Genomic DNA, 19,729 nt, shown 5'->3' with positions numbered 1-19,729 from the left:
GAATTGCGCGACGGCGGATGGATCCGGACACAGCGACGGCGGCCACCCCCTTGAGTGGGGATGGCCGCCGTCGTTGGTGTCTGAATGGGAAGTGTTACTTGGTGATCGGTCCGAGGATCGGATCGTCCACGTAAGCCGTCTTCACGTTGGCGAGGGTCACGATGACCGGGGGCAGCAGGTATGCCGGCACGGTCTTGACGCCGTTGTTGTAGGACTTGGTGTCGTTGATTTCCGGGGTCTTGCCGGACTGGACGTCCTGGACCATGGTGATGGCGTGCTCAACGAGCTTGCGGGTGTCCTTGTTGATGGTGGAGTACTGCTCACCTGCAAGGATGGACTTGACCGACTCAACTTCGGAGTCCTGGCCGGTCACGACCGGAAGCGGCTTGCCGGCCGCCTTGACCGAGGTCAGGATGGCGCGGGCCAGGGTGTCGTTCGGGGAAAGTACGCCGTCCAGCGAAGCGCTGGTGTAGGTACCTGCGAGCAGGGTATCCATGCGCTTCTGGGCGTTCTCTGCCTTCCAGCCCTGGGTGACGGCCTGTTCGAACGACTTCTGGCCGGACACGACCTTGAGGGTTCCATCATCGATCTTCGGCTGCAGGATGCTCATGGCGCCGTCGAAGAAGACCTTCGCGTTGGCGTCATCGGGGGAGCCTGCAAACAGCTCAATGTTGTACGGGCCGCTCGGCTTCTTGGCCTTGAGTCCGTCCAGCAGGGCCTGGCCCTGCAGCACGCCGACCTTGAAGTTGTCGTAGGCCACGTAGTAGTCCACGTTGGAGGTGTTCAGGAGCAGGCGGTCATATGCAATGACCGTAGCGCCGGCGTCCTTGGCCTGCTTGAGCTGCGTGCCCAGCTGGGCGCCGTCAATGGCACCGACGATGATGAGCTTGTCGCCCTTGGTGATCATCGCGCTGATCTGGTTCTGCTGCTCCGAAACGCCACCGTTGGCGAACTGCACATCCGGCTTGAAACCTGCGCTCGTGAGCCCGTCGTTGAAGAGCTTCTCCGCCAGGACCCAGTTCTCACTGGTCTTCTGGGGGAGCGCGACGCCGATCGAGGAACCCTTGGGGAATGCCTCGCTGCCGCTGGATGAACCACCGGAGGTGCCGCTGTCCGTACGGCCGCAGGCCGTCAGCGCCAGTGCCGCGATCGCAGCTACTGCTGCTGCCTTTCCTGCTTTACCAAACATTCGCATATCTTGGTTCGCTTTCTTTGTTGTGGATGGAACAATCCGTCTTGAAGCCGGTCAGGCTTCCTTGGAGATGACTTCCTTGGTTGAGGTCGTCTCGTCCGGGGCGTTTTCGCTGCTCCGGCCGAAGTTTTTCATCATCATTCCGATGATTGATTTCTTGCCCTGGGTCTTGTTGTAGACGTCGAAGGCAACGGCTGCCAGCAGCACCAGGCCCTTGATGATCTGGGTGAGGTCCGCGCCGACGCCGAGCAGTTGGAGGCCGTTGTTGAGGACAGCCATGACGAGGCCACCAACGATGGAGCCGATCACGGTGCCCACGCCGCCGGTGACCGCTGCGCCACCGATGAATACCGCAGCGATCGCATCCAGTTCCCAGCCGACGCCGTCGAACGGACCCGAAGCGGTGGAGCGGCCCACGAAGATCATGCCGGCGAGGCCAGCAAGGATGGACATGTTCATCATGACCATGAAATTGACCTTCTTGGACTGAACTCCGGAGAGCTCGGCCGCGTGGCGGTTGCCGCCGACTGCGTAGATGTGGCGGCCGATGACCGTCTTGGCGGAAATGAAACCGTAGATCAGGACCAGCACGGCCAAGATGAGGCCCGGGATGGGGAACGAGGTGCCGGGGCGGCCAGTCGCGAACAGGTACGTGGCGTAGAGGATGGCTGCATTGACGAGCACGAGCTTGGTGACCATCACCCAGCCTTCCTGTACTTCGGCGCCCAGTGCCTGGGCGGTGCGGCGGGAACGAATCGCACTGACAATCACGAATGCGACGGCGATAAGGCCCAGCAGGATTGTCAGGTTGTTATACCCCGTCTTCGGCCCTATCTCGGGCAGGTACCCGGAGCCCAGGTACTGGAAGTCTTCCGGGACCGGAACGGTGTTGGACTTGCCGACGAACTGGTTGAAGCCGCGGAACAGCAGCATGCCCGCAAGGGTCACGATGAATGCCGGAATCCCGACGTATGCCGTCCAGAATCCTTGCCAGGCTCCGATCAGGGCGCCGAGCAGGAGCCCGAACAGGACTGCTACGTACCAGGGCAGGTGCCAGTCCCTGATGGCGAGGGCCACCGAGATACCGACGAAGGCCGCTACTGAACCTACGGAAAGGTCGATGTGGCCGGCGATGATGACCAGGACCATACCGATGGCCAGGATCAGGATGTAGGAGTTGCCGTTGAAGAGGTTGATGACGTTGCCCGGGGTGAGCGTGCGGCCCGAGGTGAAGATCTGGAAGAAGATGACGAGTGCAACCAGGGCGAAGATCATGCCGAATTGGCGGGTGTTGCCACCGAATAGCTTCTTGAGCGCGTTCATTGTTTTGGGTCCTTGTGTCCGTGTGGTTCTGGAGGTGACCGGGGTCAGGCAGCTTTGCGGCTGGATGTCATGAGCTTCATGAGGCTTTCCTGGCTGGCTTCGTCCTTGTTGAGTACGCCAGTGATGGAGCCCTCGAAGATGGTGTAGATACGGTCGGAGAGGCCCAGCAGCTCGGGAAGCTCGGACGAAATCACGATCACGCCCTTCCCTTGGTTGGCCAGCTGCTGGATGATTCCGTAGATCTCGTACTTGGCCCCGACATCGATTCCGCGCGTGGGCTCATCCAGGATGAGAAGGTCCGGATCGGTGAACATCCATTTGGCGAGAACCACCTTTTGCTGGTTTCCGCCGGAGAGCTTCGATACGCCTTCCTCCACTGACGGGGTCTTGGTGCGCAGCGATTTCCGGTATTGCTCGGCCACCATGAATTCCTTGTTGGTGTCCACGACAATTCCCCGGCTGATCTTCTTCAAGTTGGCTGACACCGTGGTGGTCTTGATGTCATCCAGGAGGTTCAGTCCCAGGCTCTTGCGGTCTTCCGTGACGTAGCCGAGACCGGCGTCGATCGCCTGGCGGACGCTCCGCATCGTGATCGGCTTGCCGTCCTTGTACACCTGTCCCGAGATGAACCGGCCGTAGGAGTGGCCGAAGACGGAGCGGGCAAGCTCGGTGCGGCCGGCACCCATCAGGCCGGCAAAGCCGACGATTTCCCCGCGGCGCACATGGAAGCTGGAGTTCTTGCAGACAAGGCGGTCCTGGATCTGGGGATGCCCGACCGTCCAATCCTTGACCTCGAAGAACACCTCGCCGATCTTCGGGGTGTGGTCCGGGAAGCGGGACTCGAGCGTCCGCCCGACCATGCCCTTGATGATCCGGTCCTCGTCGACGCCGTCTTCCACGACGTTGAGCGTCTCGATGGACTTGCCGTCGCGGATGATGGTGATCTCGTCCGCGATCTGCTCGATCTCATTGAGCTTGTGGGAAATGATGATGGACGTGATGCCCCGGCCCTTGAGGCCAAGGATCAGATCCAGCAAGTGCTGGGAGTCCGATTCGTTGAGGGCCGCGGTGGGCTCGTCGAGGATGAGCAGCTTGACGGACTTGTTCAGGGCCTTGGCGATTTCCACGAGCTGCTGCTTGCCGACGCCGATTTCCTTGATGGGGGTATCCGGGTCCTCGCGCAAGCCAACCCGTGCGAGCAGTTCGATTGAGCGCTTGCGTGCCTCGGCCCAATCGATGATGCCGCGACGGACCGGTTCGTTGCCGAGGAAGATGTTTTCCATGATGGACAGCTCGGGAATCAGCGCCAGTTCCTGGTGGATGATCACGATTCCCGCATGTTCGCTGGCCCGGATGTCCTTGAACTGCTGGACTTCCGCCTGGTACACGATGTCGCCGTCGTAGCTGCCGTAGGGGTAAACCCCGGAGAGCACCTTCATCAACGTGGACTTGCCTGCACCGTTTTCACCGCAGATCGCGTGGATTTCGCCCACCTTGACCCGGAGGCTAACGTCCGAGAGCGCCTTCACGCCGGGGAATTCCTTGGTGATGGACCGCATCTCGAGGAGAACCGGATCCTGGTGCGTAATGGGGGTCGACATACGCTTGCGCCTCCAATGTTTGACGTCGTTGTCGGCTCGGGGATGGCGAGCCTATCTGATGAGAAAGTAAACTGGATCACACCGCTTGTCGTCAAGACTTTAACGCAAGACGGCGATAACAGCGTGGTAACGAAATGTTCAGCCCTGCTTGATTCCGGCGTGCTGGAACACCAAAGCGGCGGCCCCGAGGGCCTCCGCCCGGGCGCCGAGCGAAGACATCGCCAAGTGCGTTGTCTCGCCGATTACGGGCACTGCGTGGCGGACTAGACCGCGCCTGATCGGGTCCAGGAGGATGTCGCCGAGCCCGGCCAGGGGGCCGCCAACCACGATGACTTCGGGGTTTATGAGATTCGCCACATTGCCCAGTGCCCGCCCCACCGCGAGCCCCGCATCGTCCACCACGCGAAGGGTCGCCGGATCCCTCGCCAGGGCGTTTCGGACAATGTCCTCGGGCTCGAGGTGCAGCCCCGAGCCCTTCCCGAGCAGCTCGATCATGGTGGTGGTGGAAGCCATCGTTTCCAGGCAGCCCCGGTTGCCGCAGCGGCAGATGGCGCCGTATTCGTGGATGGTCGCATGGCCGATTTCTCCCGTGATTCCCACCGCCCCGTAGTAGGGTGCGCCATTGATGATGAGGCCCGCTCCAATGCCGGAACCGATCTTGAGGAACATGAGGTTGCTGATCCCGCTGTGCGGCCCCCATGTGACCTCGGAGAGGGCACCGAGATTGGCGTCGTTGTCAACGTATACGGGAAGATCAAGGGCTTCCTCCAGTCGTTCGAGAATCTGGATCCCCACCCATTCGGGCAGGATGGCACCCTGCGCCACAGTGCCGGAACGGCGGTCGATGGGACCGGCTATGCCGGCGCCCGCGCCAACTACCGCGCTTCGGTCAACCCCGCTTTCGAGCAAGAGTTTGTTGAGGAGCGCGACGGCGGCGCTGATGCCCTGTTCGGCGTGGTGGCCAAGGGGCAGTGTGACGGTTTCCTCGACGATGATGTGATAGCCCAGCGAGGCCAGGACCACCCGCAGGTGCCGCCGGCCAAAATCGATCCCGACGGCGACAGCACCGTTGCTGTTGAGCCTGACGTTCAGTGCCCGGCGTCCGGAGCTAGTGATCGGTTCGGTGGAGACGAGCCCCGCGTCCTGCATGATCTTGACGATGTTGGACACCGTTGCCGTGGAAAGACCGGTCTGCCTGGCGAGTTCGGCCTGGGTGGATGGCCCGCTCAGCAGGCATTCGATGAGCCGCTGCTGGTTCAGATGGCGCAGCGCTGATTGCGAGCCGGGGTTTTTGCGATGGCTCTTCGTCGAGCTGGATGTTGCGGGCATGACAAGAAGCGTGCCTCAAATCACAGTTGCAGTCAAGAAGTTAACGCAATGGAGCAAACTTGCATCGGCGTCATGAACTATGCGGCAGATTTGTACGATCCATCCCCGGCGGGCCGTCCGCAGGTCCATTTGTCCTGTGGGGCCGGCCTGCGGCTGGCTAGGCTGGAATCACGAGTAATCCCGGGCGTGTCTCACATGAACGCCCGACGGGGGATGCAAGGTGCTATCGAGGTGGTAATGATGCTGCTGTCCGTTCTGCAGGCCAACGCTGTTGTCCTGGACATCGACGCCAATCTAAAGACGGTCGATTCGGCGGCGCAGCGCGCTGCCGCGGCGGGGGCCTCCTTGTTGCTGACGCCCGAGCTCTTCCCGGTAGGCTATGCGCCGCTGAGGCTCCACACCGAGCTGGATCCTGCAGTTCTCCCAAGTATCCGGGGGCGCCTTGCGGACATCGCCAGCACGCACGGCATCGGACTCGTTTACAGCCTTCCCGCACCTGCTGCCGATGGCGGCTGGCATATCTCCGCCACTCTTCTGGACGCGCACGGAACCGTGCTCCTGGACTACGACAAAGTGCACCTCTTCGGCGAGGAGGAGCGAAAGGCGTTCTCAGCCGCCCAAGCTGCTCCCGGCGTCGTGGACTTCAACGGGATCAAAACGTCGCTGCTGATTTGCTACGACGTCGAGTTTCCCGAAAGCGTCCGCGCTGCGGCCATGCGAGGCGCTGAACTTCTGCTGGTTCCCACCGCACTCTCTGCGGGCTTCGACGCCGTACCGCAGGTCCTTATCCGTGCCCGGGCGATGGAGAGCCAACTCAACGTGGCCTACGCGAACCACAGCGGCCAAGAGGACGGTTGTGACTTCCTTGGCGGAAGCGTGGTCGCCGGTCCGGGCGGCTCATTGCTCGCTGCCGCCGGTGATGGCACGGCATTGCTCTTCGCCGAGATTTCCACGGAAAGCGTCAAGGCAGCCCGGGAACAGGTGCCCTACCTGCGCGAACGCCGCCCCGAGCTGTACCGGGAGTGGGAAGACTAGCCGTCCCCTCCGCCCACCAAACCGTCCGTGTACTGCAGCGCGATCCAAAGCTCCGCGCGCACTTGAGCCTGGTTCAGGTCCGTGTCGAGCAGTTCGGCGAGCAGGCCGATCTGGCGGCGCACGCTGTTGCGGTGCAACCCCAGCAGTTTGGCGGAGGCGTCCCAGCTGCCGTTTTCGCTCAGCCAGCCCCGGAGCACAGCCAGGAGGGGATCGCGCCGATCAGCTTCCAAGGCAAGCACCGGTTCAAGGAGCCTCGCGGCCAGCATGGACCCGGCCTCGCGTCCCAGGAGCCCGGTGACGGACCAGGTCACCTCATCGACGCGGGCGCTCCGTCCGCTGGACTGGACCCGTGAACGGAGCGACGTCACCCGCTGATGCGCTGCGGCGAGGCCAGTCAGTTCCGTCGCGTCTCCAATGACGAGCCGCCAACCGAGCTTTTCGATGTCCGCCAGGAGCGCGTCGTCCACCTTCAAACGGGTGATTGCAGCGAATCCGTAATCGGTGATTTCCACCAGTTTGGTGTCGAAGAGGCGCCGCCACTGCAAAAGCTCGCGCACCGGGCTGTCACCTGCAGGCCATTCGGGGGAGTCCACCTTGATGCCCTGGACCACGCGCAGGGGAGCGGATCGCGTGGAGGACAGGCTTTGCGCGAGGAGGTCCTTGAGCCCGTTGACGTGCCGGGTTCCGCCGCTGGCAAGGCTTTCAGGGTGCAGCAGCAACGCCGTCGCCAATTGGCTTGGCGCGAGCGAACCGCTGGTCCGTTGGCGGACGAGCAACTCCAGCAGCCCCACCACCGACTGCACCACGCTGTTCTGGGCGGGTGTCAGCGCAGTGTCCGAGCCCAGGATCAGGGCGCCCAGGTTGGCGTCCTTGGTGCTGCGCAGCGGGTGGCCGAAGACCATCGCCGATCCCGGCTGCTCAAAGCCGTCCACTTCAACCCGCGGTCCGCTGCCCGAAAGGAGTCGTCCCAGCATGGGCTCCAGTAACGAGTGCTCGACGCCGGTGCTGCCGCCGGCAGCGTGGGCGCGCGCACGTACACGCCCGTCCGCTCCGACGAGAAGTGCCCAGACAGGCACCTTCTGGACCAAAGCGGCGAGCAGCTCGTGTTCCGGCCGAGGGGAGAGGACTGCCCGCATGAGTTGCCTGTTGGTGTCCGCGAGCTGGCGGAAGACCTTCGCGTTGTCCGATTCCAGGAGCTGGGAGAACTCAAGCCCGATCGCGGCGAACGGGATGGACTCCGGGATCTCAATCAAGGTGAGCTGGTGCCGTCGGCACGCCTTGAGCAGCTCGGCCGGGACGGCGTCGAAATACGGCCTGATCCCGAACCCCAGCGCCGCCACCTCGGCCCCCACCAGCCGCTTCACGTACGCATCGACGTTTTCCCTGGACCCGCCATCACCCAGGAAAGGGAGTCCCGCGGTCAGCAGGAACTCCCCCTCCGGCAGGTAGGGGGTGGGATCGTCCAGTTCGCTGGGTTCAACCCAGCGCAGCAGCTCCCCGCCGCTGCCGCCGTCGTGGAGTATCTCCAACTCTGGCGGCAGCTGCTTCAGGAACTGCTCAAGCGTGACGAAACTGAGGCGGCCGGGGGTGGGCTCAGGCGACATCGCTCGGTGCCTCCTGGTAATCGGGGCACTCGTACGCAGCGGACTCATACACGCGGGGGAGTCGCGGTGCGATCCGGTTGATGATCTCGTCGCCGTGGCTTCCGATGGCGGCGCCCCAATCGTCGGCGCTCGCAGCCCCTTCGGCAGGATCGCCGAACAGGACTGCCGTGTCTCCGACCTCGATTCCAGACGCGTCCGGGCCGAGGTCCACCATGAACTGGTCCATGCACACCTTGCCGATCACGGAGACTTTCCTGCCGGCGATCTGGACCAGGCTCCGGCCGCTGATGCCTTTGGGGATGCCGTCGGCGTAGCCGAGGGGAATGAGGCCGAGATAGCGGGGCTCATGCGTGATGGCCTGGTGTTCGTAACTGACGCCAGTCCCTGCCGGGACTTTCTTGACCATGACGAGCGGCGCGGTGACGCTCAAGGCGGGGCGAAGTCCAAAGTCGGCGGGATCCAAATGGTCCGCCGGGGCGAGTCCGTAGATCGCCAGTCCGGCGCGGACCATGTCGAAGTGGAATTCGGGCCGGTCCAGGATGTTTGCCGAGCTCGACACGTGCCGCAGCTGCGGGTCCAGGCCGGCAGCCCGGGCTTCGCGAACGGCGTCTTCGAACTCCGCCACGGCTGCGGCGTTGCCAGGGTGGGCGGGTACATCGGCCCAGGCCAAGTGGGTCCAGATGCCGCGGACAAACACCGTGCCGTCCTCCTCGGCCTTGTGAGCCTGGGCCACGAGTTCGGACCAGTCTTCCTTGCGCGCGCCGCCGCGGCTGAGGCCGCTGTCCAGCTCCAGGTGCACGACGGCGGGGCGGCCCAATTGCCTCGCGATCCCTGCCAGGACCTCAAGTTGACCAACGCTCCCAAGCGAAACGTCGACGTCGTACTCGAGTGCCTCACGGATCGTTGCGCTGGTCTGGGATGCCAGATATAGCCACGACAGGACCGGCACGGTGATGCCCGCCTGGCGAAGTGCAATGGCTTCGCTCAACTGGGCGGTTCCCAGCCAATCAGCGCCTGCCGCCACCGCCGTCCGGGCCACATCCACGAGGCCGTGACCGTAGCCGTTCCCCTTGACGACGGCCATGAAATGCGGCGCTGCGGTGCGCTTCTTGAGTGCTTTGATGTTGTCTGAAATCGCAGACAGGTCAACGCTGACCTGCCCGGAAAGCGCCGCTTCCGGCGTCGTTTCTGATTGTGCAATACGTCTCATGGTTGATCACTATAGGTCATTTTGCACCGCCGTGAGAGCTGGCTCACAGGCTTACGGTTGTCAGGGGAAACCGCCAACTACTCTGAAGGGACGTCAACGGTGACTGTGCCTACCTCCACCCAGACCAAGCCAACGCACGCCACGAATACAGATGCCGGCAATGCCGCCCGCCGCCCGGGACTCGGTTCGCAGCTCCTGCGCCGCAAGCCGATCGGGCAGATGGTCAGCGAAGCCGGAAGCAGCGAAAGCGGTACGCCGCTCGTCCGCAGCTTCGGCGTGCTCCAACTGACGATGATCAGTGTCGGCGCGACGCTGGGCACCGGCATCCTGGTGATCCTGGGTGAATCCGTGCCGCTGGCCGGTCCAGCAGTCTGGATTTCCTTCGTGGTCGCGGGCCTGGCCGCCCTGTTCTCCGCAGTGTCCTACGCCGAAATGGCAGGCCTCGTGCCCGTTGCCGGATCCAGCTACTCCTACTCCTACGCCACGATGGGCGAGGGCATGGCCTGGATCTGTGGGTGGTGCCTCGTCCTCGAATACGCGGTCTCTGTGGCTGCAGTAGCCGTCGGCGCAGGGCAATATGTGAACGAAACCCTTGCCGCGTTCGGACAGTTCCTGCCGGACGCGATGTCCCAGCCACCGGGCAGCGGCGGCGTGGTCAACATCCCGGCCATGGCGATCGTGGTCCTCGCGATGATCCTGCTGGTGCGCGGCGCCAAGGAAAGCGCCTGGATCAACACTGTGATCGTGTGCATCAAGATTGTTATCCTGCTGTTCTTCTGCGCAGTTGCGTTCACCGCGTTCAACGCCGGGAACTTCGAACCGCTCATGCCCATGGGGGCCGCAGGCGTCTCGGCTGCCGCGTCCCGGGTGTTCTTCTCCTACATCGGCTTCGACGCCGCTTCCACGGCAGGTGAGGAAGCCCGCAACCCGAAGCGCGACATGCCCCGCGCTATCCTGCTATCCATGGTCATCGTGACCAGCATCTACGTCCTGGTTGCCGTGGCCGCCATCGGCGCACGCCCCTGGGAATGGTTCGGCGGCACCGAGGCAGCCCTCGTCCAGATCCTCGAGGAAACCACCCACCAGCCCTGGATCGCGCTCGTCTTCTCCATCGGAGCCGTGCTCGCCATCGCAAGCATCGTCCTGACGGTCCTCTACGGCCAGACCCGCATCCTGCTCTCCATGTCCCGCGACGGACTGGTCCCGGAGGTCTTCGGCCGTATCTCTCCGCGAACCGGCACTCCGGTGGCCGGAACGCTCATCGTGGGCACCGCCGTCGCACTCACAGCGGGCCTCGTCCCGCTCGGCGCGCTCGCCGACGCCACCAGCATCGGCACCCTCTTCGCATTCGCGCTCGTGAACGTCGCCGTCATCTACCTGCGGCGCAACCGCCCGGAGCTCAAGCGCAGCTTCCGCGTGCCGCTCTACCCGATCACTCCTGTTCTCGGCACGCTGATGTGCGCCTACCTCATGGCCAACCTGGGTGCTGACACCTGGGTGGTATTCGGCGGCTGGATGCTCGTCGGGATCGCGCTCTACTTCGGCTACGGACGCCGGAACTCCAAGGTAGCGGCCCTGACCGAACAGGAATACCGTGAACTATCCGCCAGGGTCGCCGACCCGGAAACTGTGAAGGCAGAACTTTCATGACCATCGCCACCGAATTGCCGACGGAACCCACACCCCGCGCCGGGCACCCGGGAACTTCCCAAGCAACGCCGGCCGACGCTCCCATCACCATGCTGAACCCGGACTTCCCGTTCAGCTACGACCACTACCTGGCCCACGCCGACGGCCTGGCGGTTGTTCCGCCGGAACTGTACGGGACGGAGGTCGCGGTGATCGGTGCCGGCCTGTCGGGACTCGTCACGGCCTACGAGCTCATGAAGCTCGGGCTGCGACCCGTGGTCTACGAGGCCGACCAGATCGGTGGGCGGCTGCGCACCGCGAGCTTCCCCTCGGCTCCCGGAGTGGTGGCAGACCTCGGCGGCATGCGATTCCCCGTGTCAGGCAAGGCGTTCTACCACTATGTGGATCTCCTCGGCCTGGACACCCAGGAATTCCCCAACCCGCTCGCGCCTGCAACATCGAGCACCGTGATCGAGCTGGCCGGGCAGAAGCATTACGCCGCCACCTCTGCTGAGCTGCCGGAGTTCTTCCACGAGGTTGCCGCGGCGTGGAAGGCCGCAGTGAATGACGGCGCTGCGTTCCAGGAAATGCAGGAGGCGATCCGGGCCCGCGACACCAAACGCATCAAGGAGCTGTGGAACGAGCTGCTCCCGCTCCTGGATGAGCAGACTTTCTACGGCTTCATCGCCGCAAGCAAGTCCTTCAAGGAGGCCGGATTCGCGCACCGCGAGGCCTTCGGGCAGGTAGGTTTCGGCACCGGCGGCTGGGACACCGATTTCCCCAACTCGATCCTCGAGATCCTGCGCGTCGTCTACACCGACGCTGATGACCAGCACCGGCTCATCACCGGGGGAGCGCAACGGCTCCCCGAGGCACTGTGGCACCACGCGCCGTCGGGCATGGCTCACTGGCCCGAGGGCACTTCCCTCGCATCGTTGCATTCCGGTTCCCCTCGCGGAGCCGTGGACCGCATCGAGCGCGGAGGCAACGGCGATCTCATGGTGCGCGAGCGTTGGGGCCGCGAGACCGGGTACTCCGCCGTCGTGACCACGTGCCAGTCCTGGCTGCTGTCCACGCGCATCCACACCCAGGAATCGCTGTTCCCCTCGGAACTGTGGACCGCGATCGAGCGCTCGCACTACATGCAGTCGTCCAAGACCTTCGTGATGGTGGACCGGCCGTTCTGGAAGGACATCGACCCCGAAACGGGCCGGGAGGTGTTGTCCATGACCCTGACCGACCGGCTCAACCGGGCAACGTACCTGCTCGACGACGGCCCGGACAAGCCTGCCGTCATCCTCCTTTCCTACACGTGGAACGACGACGCCCTGAAGTGGCTCTCGCTCAGCGCCGAGGAACGAGTCAAGCTCATGCTCCACTCGCTCGAGCAGATCTACCCCGGTGTGGACATTGCGAGCCACATCGTGGGCCAGCCCATCACCGTTTCCTGGGAGGCCGACCCCAACTTCATGGGTGCCTTCAAGGCCAACCTGCCCGGGCACTACCGCTACCAGCAGCGACTGTTTACGCACTTCAAGCAGGACAAGCTGCCGGAGAGCCAGCGCGGGATCTTCCTGGCCGGCGACGACGTCTCGTTCACTGCTGGCTGGGCCGAAGGCGCCGTCACCACAGGGTTGAACGCTGTGTGGGGCGTCGTGAACCATCTTGGTGGTTCGTCCGTGGCAGGCAACCCCGGTCCCGGTGACTTGTTGGACGAACTGGGTCCGGTCAGCCTGGACTAGCCTTGTGCGTGCATCTCGCGGTGCGCTGCCGCCAGCTCGCGGTAGTGCGCCGCGTTGCGCTTCACGCCGTCGAGCTCTTCTTCGCTCAGTTCGCGGCGCACTTTGGCGGGCACGCCGGCAACCAAGGAGCGCGGCGGGATGACAGTCCCCTCAAGCACGACCGCGCCAGCGGCAATGAGCGAACCGGTACCGATGACGGCGCCGTTCAAGATGGTGGCGCTCATGCCGATGAGGCAGTCGTCCTCCACGGTGCAGCCGTGGACGACTGCGCTGTGCCCGACGCTGACGCGCTCGCCGACGGTGCAGGGGAATCCGGGGTCGGCGTGCAGGACCACATTGTCCTGGAGGTTCGAGCCGGCACCGACGCTGATGGCGGCGGTGTCGGCACGGACCGACACGCCATAGAAGGCGCTCGAGTCCGCGCCGAGGGTGGCCTTGCCGATGATGGAAGCCGTGGGTGCCACGAAGGCGGTGTCATGGATGGCCGGGGTATCGCCGGCAAAGGTGTAAATGGGAGCCATGGGGCAAGCCTAGATGACGGCGTCCGGTCCACCCATCCCAACTGGGTCGCATTTGTTGTCGTTATGAGCCCTGAAAACGACAACAAATGCGAGTCACTTGGCTGAATCGGGACGCGTCCGGAGGACCAGGAACTGGTAGTGCTGTGTCCAATTCCCCGCACCCGGCCCGGATTCGGCTCCCGTGCCCTCGGGCCAGGTCTCAAAGTGCTCCACGTCGCCGTGCGCGCCGAAGATGCGGCGCACGGCGTCGTCGCTCCGGCGGCTGAAGAACCGCCGCGGCTCGTCTTGGTCCTCGGGGTTGAGGACTTCTTCATCGTCACCGGACCAGAGCCCGACGGCGATCGGCGCGCCAGCCGCGCTGACCCGCACGAGTTCACGAACGACGTCGTGGATTACCGCGTTGGGGACGTGCAGGAGGGTGCTCATGGTCCACACGGCCGGGAAAGTGGCATCGGCGAACGGCAGGGACCGGCCGCTGGCAACGCTGGCGTTGAGCCCTTTGGCGCGGGCAACGTGGATGCTCTCCTCGGACAGGTCGACGCCGGTGTAGTGCAGTCCCGCCCTCACGAATTCCAAACCTTCGACGCCGGTGCCGCAGCCTAGTTCGAACAGCGAGTGCCTGTGTTCGTCCTTGAGCAAGCGGATGAACCAGTCGCGGCATTCCGTCCGATGCGGGGTCATGGCGCGGGTGTTCTGGATTCCAGCCTGCCGGTCGTAGTAAACCGCCAGGTTCGCCTCGTGATAGTCGGCTTCGTCGCTGAAGGCCCTCCGGGTCCCGTCCATGCACCCAGCGTAGAACACCCAACTAGCTCGCAGTAGATGTCGTTATGAGGCGTCAAAACGACAACAAATGCGAGCTAGTTGGGAGGGGGACGGGCGCTAGTTGAACACCACCGTGCGGGTGCCGTCGAGCAGGACGCGGTGCTCGGCGTGCCACTGCACCGCCTGCGCCAGGGTGCGGCCCTCGACGTCGCGGCCCATCTGCACGAATTGCTCGGCTGTGCGGGCGTGGTCCACCCGGATGACTTCCTGCTCGATGATCGGACCCTCGTCGAGGTCTGCCGTGACGTAGTGGGCAGTGGCTCCGATGATCTTCACGCCCCGGGCATGCGCCTGGTGGTAGGGCTTCGCGCCCTTGAAGGACGGCAGGAAGGAGTGATGGATGTTGATGGCCTTGCCACTGAGTTCGGTACAGAGTTCGTTGGAGAGGACCTGCATGTAGCGCGCCAGGACGGTCAACTCGATGCCATGCTCACGGATGAGTTCGAGCAGCTTCGCCTCGGCCTGGGGCTTGGTGTCCGGAGTGACTGGGATGTAGTGGAAGGGGATCCCGTAGAACTCCGCCAGGCCTTCGAGGTCCCTGTGGTTGGACACGATGGCCGGCACCTCTATGGGGAGGGTGCCAGTGCGTTGCTGGAAGAGCAGATCGTTGAGGCAGTGTGCGTCCTTTGATCCCAGGATCAGGGTACGGACCTTCCGGCCCACGGGGTTGATCTGCCACTTCATACCGAATGCTTCGGCCACCGGCGCCAGCGCGGAACTCAGTTCAGCCTGGGTCGAGGACGTCGTGGCTTCCACCCGCATGAAGAAGTTTCCCGTGCTGGGGCTGCCGTATTGCTGGGAATCGGCGATGTTGCAGCCGGCCTCCAACAAAGCGCCTGCAACGGCGTGCACAATTCCGGGCCGGTCCGGGCAGGACAGGGTTACAACAAAAGACGTAGGCAGGGTGGAGTCAGTCACACGATCAAGCCTACCGTTGCGCACCTGTTGTACTGTTTAAGTCGTCGCGACTGGCGTTGGGTGGTGTACCACCAGGGAGCGGCATTGATGAAGACCACGGATCGTACGCCTGGGCCGAGGGTCACGTTTTACTGTCGCTGTGCCATGCCCCGTAATCAAAGGCATTGAAAAAACCCAGCCGGTAGCCTGACCTGTAGAAACACCCGTTGCCTATCCAGGAGATCTTCGTGACCACCACCACCATCACCTCCGCGACCATCAGCAACCAGCCGCTTTCCGAGCTCGACCCCGAGATCGCAGCAGTTCTGGAACAGGAACTCGGCCGCCAGCGCGGCACCCTGGAAATGATCGCTTCCGAGAACTTTGCGCCCCGCGCCGTCATGGAGGCCCAGGGCTCGGTCCTGACCAACAAGTACGCCGAAGGTTACCCGGGCCGCCGCTACTACGGCGGCTGCGAATACGTCGACATCGCCGAGCAACTGGCCATCGACCGCGTGAAGGCGCTCTTCGGCGCTGAGTACGCCAACGTCCAGCCGCACTCGGGCGCGCAGGCCAACGCCGCAGCCCTGTCCGCCATGATCACTCCCGGTGACAAGATCCTCGGCCTTTCCCTCGCCCACGGTGGCCACCTGACCCACGGCATGAAGCTCAACTTCTCCGGCAAGCTCTACAACGTAGCTGCCTACCAGGTTGAAGAAGACAACTTCCGCGTGGACATGGACAAGCTCCGCGAACAGGCCATTGCCGAGAAGCCGCAGGTCATCATCGCCGGCTGGTCCGCTTACCCGCGCCACCTCGACTTCGCAGCCTTCCGTTCCATCGCCGACGAGGTTGGCGCGCTCCTCTGGACGGACATGGCCCACTTTGCGGGCCTCGTCGCAGCAGGCCTGCACCCGAGCCCGGTGCCGCACTCCGACGTCGTCACCTCCACGGTGCACAAGACGCTGGCCGGCCCCCGTTCCGGTGTAATCCTCGCCAAGCAGGAGTGGGCCAAGAAGCTCAACTCCAACGTGTTCCCGGGCCAGCAGGGCGGCCCGCTCATGCACGTCATCGCCGCCAAGGCTGTCGCCTTCAAGATCGCTGCCGGCGAGGAATTCAAGGAGCGCCAGGAGCGCGTCCTCGAAGGCGCCAAGATCATCGCCGATCGCCTCAACCAGGCCGATGTCGCTGAAGCCGGCGTTTCCGTCTTGACCGGCGGCACCGACGTCCACCTGGTCCTCGTGGACCTGCGCAACTCGCAGCTGGACGGCCAGCAGGCCGAAGACCTCCTGCACTCCGTGGGCATCACCGTCAACCGCAACGCCGTTCCGTTCGACCCCCGCCCGCCGATGGTCACCTCCGGCCTGCGCATCGGTACCCCGGCACTGGCTACCCGCGGCTTCGGAGCCACCGAATTCACCGAAGTTGCCGAGATCATCGCTTCGGCGCTGAAGTCCGGCTCCGCTACCGACGTCGAAGCCTTGCAGGCCCGCGTCGACAAGCTCGCCGCCGACTTCCCGCTGTACCCGCAGCACGAGCAGTGGTAAACCCGTCCATGGCGCAGACCGCGAAGATCCTTGACGGCAAAGCAGCCGCAGCCGCCATCAAGTCCGAGCTGACTGAGCGCGTCGCTGCCCTGAGGGCCCGCGGCGTAACTCCGGGCATTGCCACCGTGCTCGTAGGTGCGGACCCTGCCTCGCAGCTCTACGTGTCCATGAAGCACAAGCAGTCCGTGGAGATCGGGATGAACTCGATCCAGCGTGAGCTTCCGGCGGACGCCACCCAGGCCCAGGTTGAGGCCCTCATCGACGAACTCAATGCGGACCCCGCCTGCCACGGCTACATCGTGCAGCTGCCGCTGCCCAAGCACCTGGACACAGACGCGATCCTTGAGCGGATCGACCCCGCCAAGGATGCCGACGGCCTGCACCCGACCAACCTGGGCCGGCTGGTGCTCAACGTCAACGGAGAGATCACCTCGCCGCTGCCGTGCACACCCCGCGGCGTCATCGAGCTCCTGGAGCGCAACGGCTACAGCCTCGCCGGCAAGCACGTTGTGGTTGTCGGCCGCGGCGTCACGATCGGCCGCTCGATCGGTCTGCTGCTCACCCGGCGGGCCGTGAACGCCACCGTCACGCTGACGCACACCGGCACCAAGAACCTCTCGGAGCTGCTGCGGCAGGCGGACGTGATTGTAGGCGCGGCGGGTGCCAAGCACATCGTCAAGCCTGCGGACGTGAAGCCGGGCGCGGCCGTGCTCGACGTCGGTGTCACCCGTGAAACCGACCCCGAGACGGGCAAGAGCAAAGTCCACGGCGACATCGATCCCGCCGTTGCCGATGTGGCCGGGTGGATTTCGCCGAACCCTGGCGGCGTCGGGCCCATGACCGTGGCGCTGCTCATGACCAACGTGGTGGAAGCCGCGGAACGCCAATTGGCAGCGGGAAGCGTTTCCGGCATCGCCTGATTGTGCTCCACAGCGCTGTGTAGGGCGCCTACTCCCGCCGGAGTAGGCGCCCTACACCGTTAACCCGACGACGCCGGCGCCCTCCGCGGCTAGGCTCGGAGCATGCAGCGGCGTTTCCAGGGTCCGCCCACGAGTTTCATCGTGATCGCGGTGGCCCTGATCCAGGTCTTGGGGACTGTGTTTTCGGCGAGCCATCAGGCTGCCCTGCGCCCCCTGGATCCGCTCGCCTTCATGCTGCTCTTGGCGGGCCCCGCGGCCTTGGCTTTCCGGACCCGCAGGCCCGCTGTCATGCTGCCGATCACCCTCGCGGCCACGTCCAGCTATTTACTCCTCGGTTACGCCTGGGGTCCGATTGTGCTGTCCCTGGCTTGCTCGATCGTCCTCACCGCCGCCGCGGGGCTGCGCTGGCAGGCCTGGCTTGGGGCGGGAATTTGTGCTGCAGCCGTCGTTCTGATGGCTGTCCTCGCAGGGGATGAGACGGGGCTGGTCCGGGCCTCTGCCGGTGTTGCCTGGGCGGCGATCCTTGTCCTGATCGGTGAAGGCTTCCGACGGCGGGGCGAGCGGATGGCCGAATACCGGCGACGGCGGGAGGCCGCGAAACAGGCCGAACGGGACGAGTACCGTCTCACGCTCGCCCGCGATATCCACGATGTGGTGGCCCACTCCCTCTCGATGATCAACGTCCAGGCTTCCGTGGCGCTCCATCTGGGAACGAACGATCCCGAGAAGCTCCGCCCGGCGCTGGAAGCCATCAAGGCCGCCAGCAAGGAATCCCTGGCCGAAGTCCGTCAGCTCCTCGGTGTGCTGCGCGACGACGCCCCGCTGAGTCCCGCGGCGCCGCCAAGCCTGGGGCGGATCCCGGAACTCGTGGAGGACGCGAGGCGAGGCGGCTTGGAAGTGCGGTTCGAAAACTCCGTAGAGGCGGACAGGGCAGGCCCCGAACACCTTGGCCCAGCGCAGCAGGAAGCCGCCTACCGGATCGTCCAGGAAGCGCTGAGCAACGTCCGCAGGCACGCCGGCGCGGCGTCCGCCGTCGTACTTCTAGAACTGGCCGGGAATGCGCTGAGGGTGAGGATCGACGACGACGGCGGCGGCCTCCGGGGAGCGCCCGCCGGAAACGGGCTCAGGGGCATGCGGGAGCGCATCGAGGCCCTTGGCGGCACGCTTGGCCTGACGCCGCTGGAGCCCGGGCTGCGCGTGGAAGCGAACCTCCCTCTGAACTCCAACAAGGGAGAACGCCAGCTATGATCCGCTTACTGCTTGCCGACGACCAGAACCTCATCCGGGCGGGATTCCGGGCCCTCCTGGACGCTGAACCGGACATGGAAGTGGTGGCGGAAGCGGGTACCGGCAGGGACGCCGTCAGGCTGGCCGAACGTGAGGCGCCCGACGTCGTGCTCATGGACATCCGCATGCCTGATGGCGACGGGCTCGCCGCAACGCGGCAAATCCTGGCCAACCCCCGCCTCGCGCACACCCGCATCATCATCCTCACCACGTTTGAGCTGGACGAATACATCGCCGAGGCCGTGCGCGCGGGTGCCGCCGGCTTCCTCGTCAAGGACACCGAACCGGAGGAACTGATCCGCGCCGTGCGGGTGGTGCACGACGGCGATGCCCTTCTTTCGCCGTCCGTGACCCGCCGCATCATGGCCCAGCTGGCCCTGCACAGCAAGGCTGCGTCGAAGACAGTGCCCCTGGGCCAAATCACCGAGCGCGAGCGGGAAGTCCTGGCGCTCGTGGGCGAGGGCCTGAACAACGCAGAGATCGCCGAGCGGCTGTTCATCACTCCTCTGACAGCGAAGACGCACGTTTCACGGATCATGACCAAACTGCTGGTCCGGGACCGTGCGCAATTGGTAGTGCTGGCGTACGAATCCGGATTGGTCCGGCCGGGCTGGAGCAGCTAGCCTTGGCCCGCTGTCTCCCGGGGGAGTAGGCGGCAGGGCGCAAGTGACTCCCTGTGGCCGACGCCTTTCGATGGGCCAAAAACCAGACTGGAACCAGAGCCGAGATACGGCCTGTTGAGAGTTTGGACTGGACATGTTGACATCACTGAGCACCACCATCGGCGCCGCGGCCGCGCAGCTTCCCGCCGACGTCGTCCATGGGCCGGGGGACGGATTCGTCTTCTGGCCGTTTTTCCTCCTGATCCCGCTGTTTTGGTTCCTGGTCATCGGTTGCTTCATCTTCTTCGGCCGCCGGATGTGGCGTCGGAACCACTACTGGGCAGCAACCCAGGGCGCCGAAAGCGTGCTGAGGGAGCGCTACGCACGCGGCGAAATCGACGAGACCGAGTACCGCCAGCGCCTGGAAGTGCTGCGGGCACATCCGACGAAGTAGGGAACCGGACGATT

The 19,729-nt window shown here is 64.5% G+C and carries 17 protein-coding genes and 1 riboswitch; of the genes, 8 read left to right on the top strand and 9 right to left on the bottom strand.

Features of this window, described 5'->3' with window-relative positions; all coding sequences use genetic code 11:
- Window positions 1–94 precede the first annotated feature (94 nt).
- The 4 genes from ACSVHC_RS04915 to ACSVHC_RS04900 all read right to left on the bottom strand — a co-directional run bounded on the left by ACSVHC_RS04915 (window position 95) and on the right by ACSVHC_RS04900 (window position 5,445).
- A complete protein-coding gene (locus ACSVHC_RS04915; RefSeq protein WP_345450042.1) occupies window positions 95–1,195 on the bottom strand; it encodes a sugar-binding protein in 1,101 nt (366 codons plus the stop codon).
- A 51-nt stretch (window positions 1,196–1,246) separates the two neighbouring features.
- Window positions 1,247–2,515, bottom strand: a complete 1,269-nt coding sequence (gene mmsB / locus ACSVHC_RS04910; RefSeq protein ID WP_437772839.1) for a multiple monosaccharide ABC transporter permease — start codon at window positions 2,513–2,515, stop codon at window positions 1,247–1,249.
- Window positions 2,516–2,559: 44 nt separating this feature from the next.
- A complete protein-coding gene (gene mmsA / locus ACSVHC_RS04905; protein ID WP_284992025.1) occupies window positions 2,560–4,116 on the bottom strand; it encodes a multiple monosaccharide ABC transporter ATP-binding protein in 1,557 nt (518 codons plus the stop codon).
- Window positions 4,117–4,254: 138 nt separating this feature from the next.
- Window positions 4,255–5,445, bottom strand: coding sequence for an ROK family transcriptional regulator (locus tag ACSVHC_RS04900; RefSeq protein ID WP_437772840.1), 1,191 nt, complete (start codon window positions 5,443–5,445; stop codon window positions 4,255–4,257).
- Window positions 5,446–5,682: 237 nt separating this feature from the next.
- Here ACSVHC_RS04900 and ACSVHC_RS04895 point away from each other — a divergent pair, with 237 nt between their 5' ends.
- Window positions 5,683–6,480, top strand: coding sequence for a carbon-nitrogen hydrolase family protein (locus tag ACSVHC_RS04895; RefSeq protein ID WP_437772841.1), 798 nt, complete (start codon window positions 5,683–5,685; stop codon window positions 6,478–6,480).
- Here ACSVHC_RS04895 and ACSVHC_RS04890 read toward each other — a convergent pair.
- Together ACSVHC_RS04890 and alr are read right to left on the bottom strand one after the other, a co-directional pair.
- Complete coding sequence (locus tag ACSVHC_RS04890) at window positions 6,477–8,084, bottom strand: PucR family transcriptional regulator (protein WP_437772842.1); 1,608 nt, start codon at window positions 8,082–8,084, stop codon at window positions 6,477–6,479. The genes ACSVHC_RS04895 and ACSVHC_RS04890 overlap by 4 nt on opposite strands.
- A complete protein-coding gene (gene alr, locus ACSVHC_RS04885; protein WP_439180625.1) occupies window positions 8,074–9,294 on the bottom strand; it encodes an alanine racemase in 1,221 nt (406 codons plus the stop codon). Before alr ends, ACSVHC_RS04890 begins: the two co-directional genes overlap by 11 nt.
- A 219-nt stretch (window positions 9,295–9,513) precedes the next feature.
- Here alr and ACSVHC_RS04880 point away from each other — a divergent pair, with 219 nt between their 5' ends.
- Entirely contained in the window at window positions 9,514–10,944 is a 1,431-nt protein-coding gene (locus ACSVHC_RS04880; RefSeq protein ID WP_437773972.1) for an amino acid permease, read from the top strand.
- Window positions 10,941–12,665: a flavin monoamine oxidase family protein gene (locus ACSVHC_RS04875; protein ID WP_437772844.1), complete on the top strand. Its 1,725-nt coding sequence runs from the start codon at window positions 10,941–10,943 to the stop codon at window positions 12,663–12,665. Before ACSVHC_RS04880 ends, ACSVHC_RS04875 begins: the two co-directional genes overlap by 4 nt.
- Here ACSVHC_RS04875 and ACSVHC_RS04870 read toward each other — a convergent pair.
- From ACSVHC_RS04870 to purU, 3 genes are all read right to left on the bottom strand, one after another.
- A complete protein-coding gene (locus ACSVHC_RS04870; RefSeq protein ID WP_437772845.1) occupies window positions 12,662–13,186 on the bottom strand; it encodes a gamma carbonic anhydrase family protein in 525 nt (174 codons plus the stop codon). The genes ACSVHC_RS04875 and ACSVHC_RS04870 overlap by 4 nt on opposite strands.
- Window positions 13,187–13,279: 93 nt before the next feature.
- On the bottom strand, window positions 13,280–13,969 hold the full coding sequence (locus ACSVHC_RS04865) for a class I SAM-dependent methyltransferase (RefSeq protein WP_437772846.1): 690 nt from the start codon (window positions 13,967–13,969) through the stop codon (window positions 13,280–13,282).
- Between the two features lie 96 nt (window positions 13,970–14,065).
- A complete protein-coding gene (gene purU / locus ACSVHC_RS04860; protein ID WP_437772847.1) occupies window positions 14,066–14,926 on the bottom strand; it encodes a formyltetrahydrofolate deformylase in 861 nt (286 codons plus the stop codon).
- Between the two features lie 36 nt (window positions 14,927–14,962).
- Window positions 14,963–15,048, top strand: a riboswitch (ZMP/ZTP riboswitch).
- Window positions 15,049–15,138: 90 nt separating this feature from the next.
- Between purU and glyA the strand changes: the two genes are divergently transcribed.
- The 5 genes from glyA to ACSVHC_RS04835 all read left to right on the top strand — a co-directional run bounded on the left by glyA (window position 15,139) and on the right by ACSVHC_RS04835 (window position 19,715).
- Window positions 15,139–16,452 (top strand): serine hydroxymethyltransferase, encoded by a 1,314-nt coding sequence (gene glyA / locus ACSVHC_RS04855; protein WP_425550536.1) that lies wholly within the window; start codon window positions 15,139–15,141, stop codon window positions 16,450–16,452.
- Window positions 16,453–16,460: 8 nt separating this feature from the next.
- Window positions 16,461–17,372, top strand: coding sequence for a bifunctional methylenetetrahydrofolate dehydrogenase/methenyltetrahydrofolate cyclohydrolase (locus ACSVHC_RS04850; protein WP_437772848.1), 912 nt, complete (start codon window positions 16,461–16,463; stop codon window positions 17,370–17,372).
- Between the two features lie 102 nt (window positions 17,373–17,474).
- Window positions 17,475–18,620, top strand: a complete 1,146-nt coding sequence (locus ACSVHC_RS04845; RefSeq protein ID WP_437772849.1) for a sensor histidine kinase — start codon at window positions 17,475–17,477, stop codon at window positions 18,618–18,620.
- Window positions 18,617–19,282 (top strand): response regulator transcription factor, encoded by a 666-nt coding sequence (locus ACSVHC_RS04840; RefSeq protein ID WP_437772850.1) that lies wholly within the window; start codon window positions 18,617–18,619, stop codon window positions 19,280–19,282. Before ACSVHC_RS04845 ends, ACSVHC_RS04840 begins: the two co-directional genes overlap by 4 nt.
- A gap of 133 nt (window positions 19,283–19,415) precedes the next feature.
- Entirely contained in the window at window positions 19,416–19,715 is a 300-nt protein-coding gene (locus tag ACSVHC_RS04835) for an SHOCT domain-containing protein (protein ID WP_345450074.1), read from the top strand.
- The last annotated feature ends 14 nt before the right edge of the window (window positions 19,716–19,729 follow it).

The organism is Arthrobacter sp. KNU-44 (assembly GCF_051843155.1).
In the GTDB taxonomy this organism is placed as follows: domain Bacteria; phylum Actinomycetota; class Actinomycetes; order Actinomycetales; family Micrococcaceae; genus Arthrobacter.
This window is presented reverse-complemented; position numbering and strand designations above follow the sequence as displayed.

Bases quoted from the DNA above. Each gene is read 5' to 3' on its own strand.
- ACSVHC_RS04915 (WP_345450042.1), bottom strand. From the start codon at position 1,195: ATGCGAATGTTTGGTAAAGCAGGAAAGGCAGCAGCAGTAGCTGCGATC.
- mmsB (WP_437772839.1), bottom strand. From the start codon at position 2,515: ATGAACGCGCTCAAGAAGCTATTCGGTGGCAACACCCGCCAATTCGGC.
- mmsA (WP_284992025.1), bottom strand. From the start codon at position 4,116: ATGTCGACCCCCATTACGCACCAGGATCCGGTTCTCCTCGAGATGCGG.
- ACSVHC_RS04900 (WP_437772840.1), bottom strand. From the start codon at position 5,445: ATGCCCGCAACATCCAGCTCGACGAAGAGCCATCGCAAAAACCCCGGC.
- ACSVHC_RS04895 (WP_437772841.1), top strand. From the start codon at position 5,683: ATGATGCTGCTGTCCGTTCTGCAGGCCAACGCTGTTGTCCTGGACATC.
- ACSVHC_RS04890 (WP_437772842.1), bottom strand. From the start codon at position 8,084: ATGTCGCCTGAGCCCACCCCCGGCCGCCTCAGTTTCGTCACGCTTGAG.
- alr (WP_439180625.1), bottom strand. From the start codon at position 9,294: ATGAGACGTATTGCACAATCAGAAACGACGCCGGAAGCGGCGCTTTCC.
- ACSVHC_RS04880 (WP_437773972.1), top strand. From the start codon at position 9,514: ATGGTCAGCGAAGCCGGAAGCAGCGAAAGCGGTACGCCGCTCGTCCGC.
- ACSVHC_RS04875 (WP_437772844.1), top strand. From the start codon at position 10,941: ATGACCATCGCCACCGAATTGCCGACGGAACCCACACCCCGCGCCGGG.
- ACSVHC_RS04870 (WP_437772845.1), bottom strand. From the start codon at position 13,186: ATGGCTCCCATTTACACCTTTGCCGGCGATACCCCGGCCATCCATGAC.
- ACSVHC_RS04865 (WP_437772846.1), bottom strand. From the start codon at position 13,969: ATGGACGGGACCCGGAGGGCCTTCAGCGACGAAGCCGACTATCACGAG.
- ACSVHC_RS04850 (WP_437772848.1), top strand. From the start codon at position 16,461: ATGGCGCAGACCGCGAAGATCCTTGACGGCAAAGCAGCCGCAGCCGCC.
- ACSVHC_RS04845 (WP_437772849.1), top strand. From the start codon at position 17,475: ATGCAGCGGCGTTTCCAGGGTCCGCCCACGAGTTTCATCGTGATCGCG.
- ACSVHC_RS04840 (WP_437772850.1), top strand. From the start codon at position 18,617: ATGATCCGCTTACTGCTTGCCGACGACCAGAACCTCATCCGGGCGGGA.
- ACSVHC_RS04835 (WP_345450074.1), top strand. From the start codon at position 19,416: ATGTTGACATCACTGAGCACCACCATCGGCGCCGCGGCCGCGCAGCTT.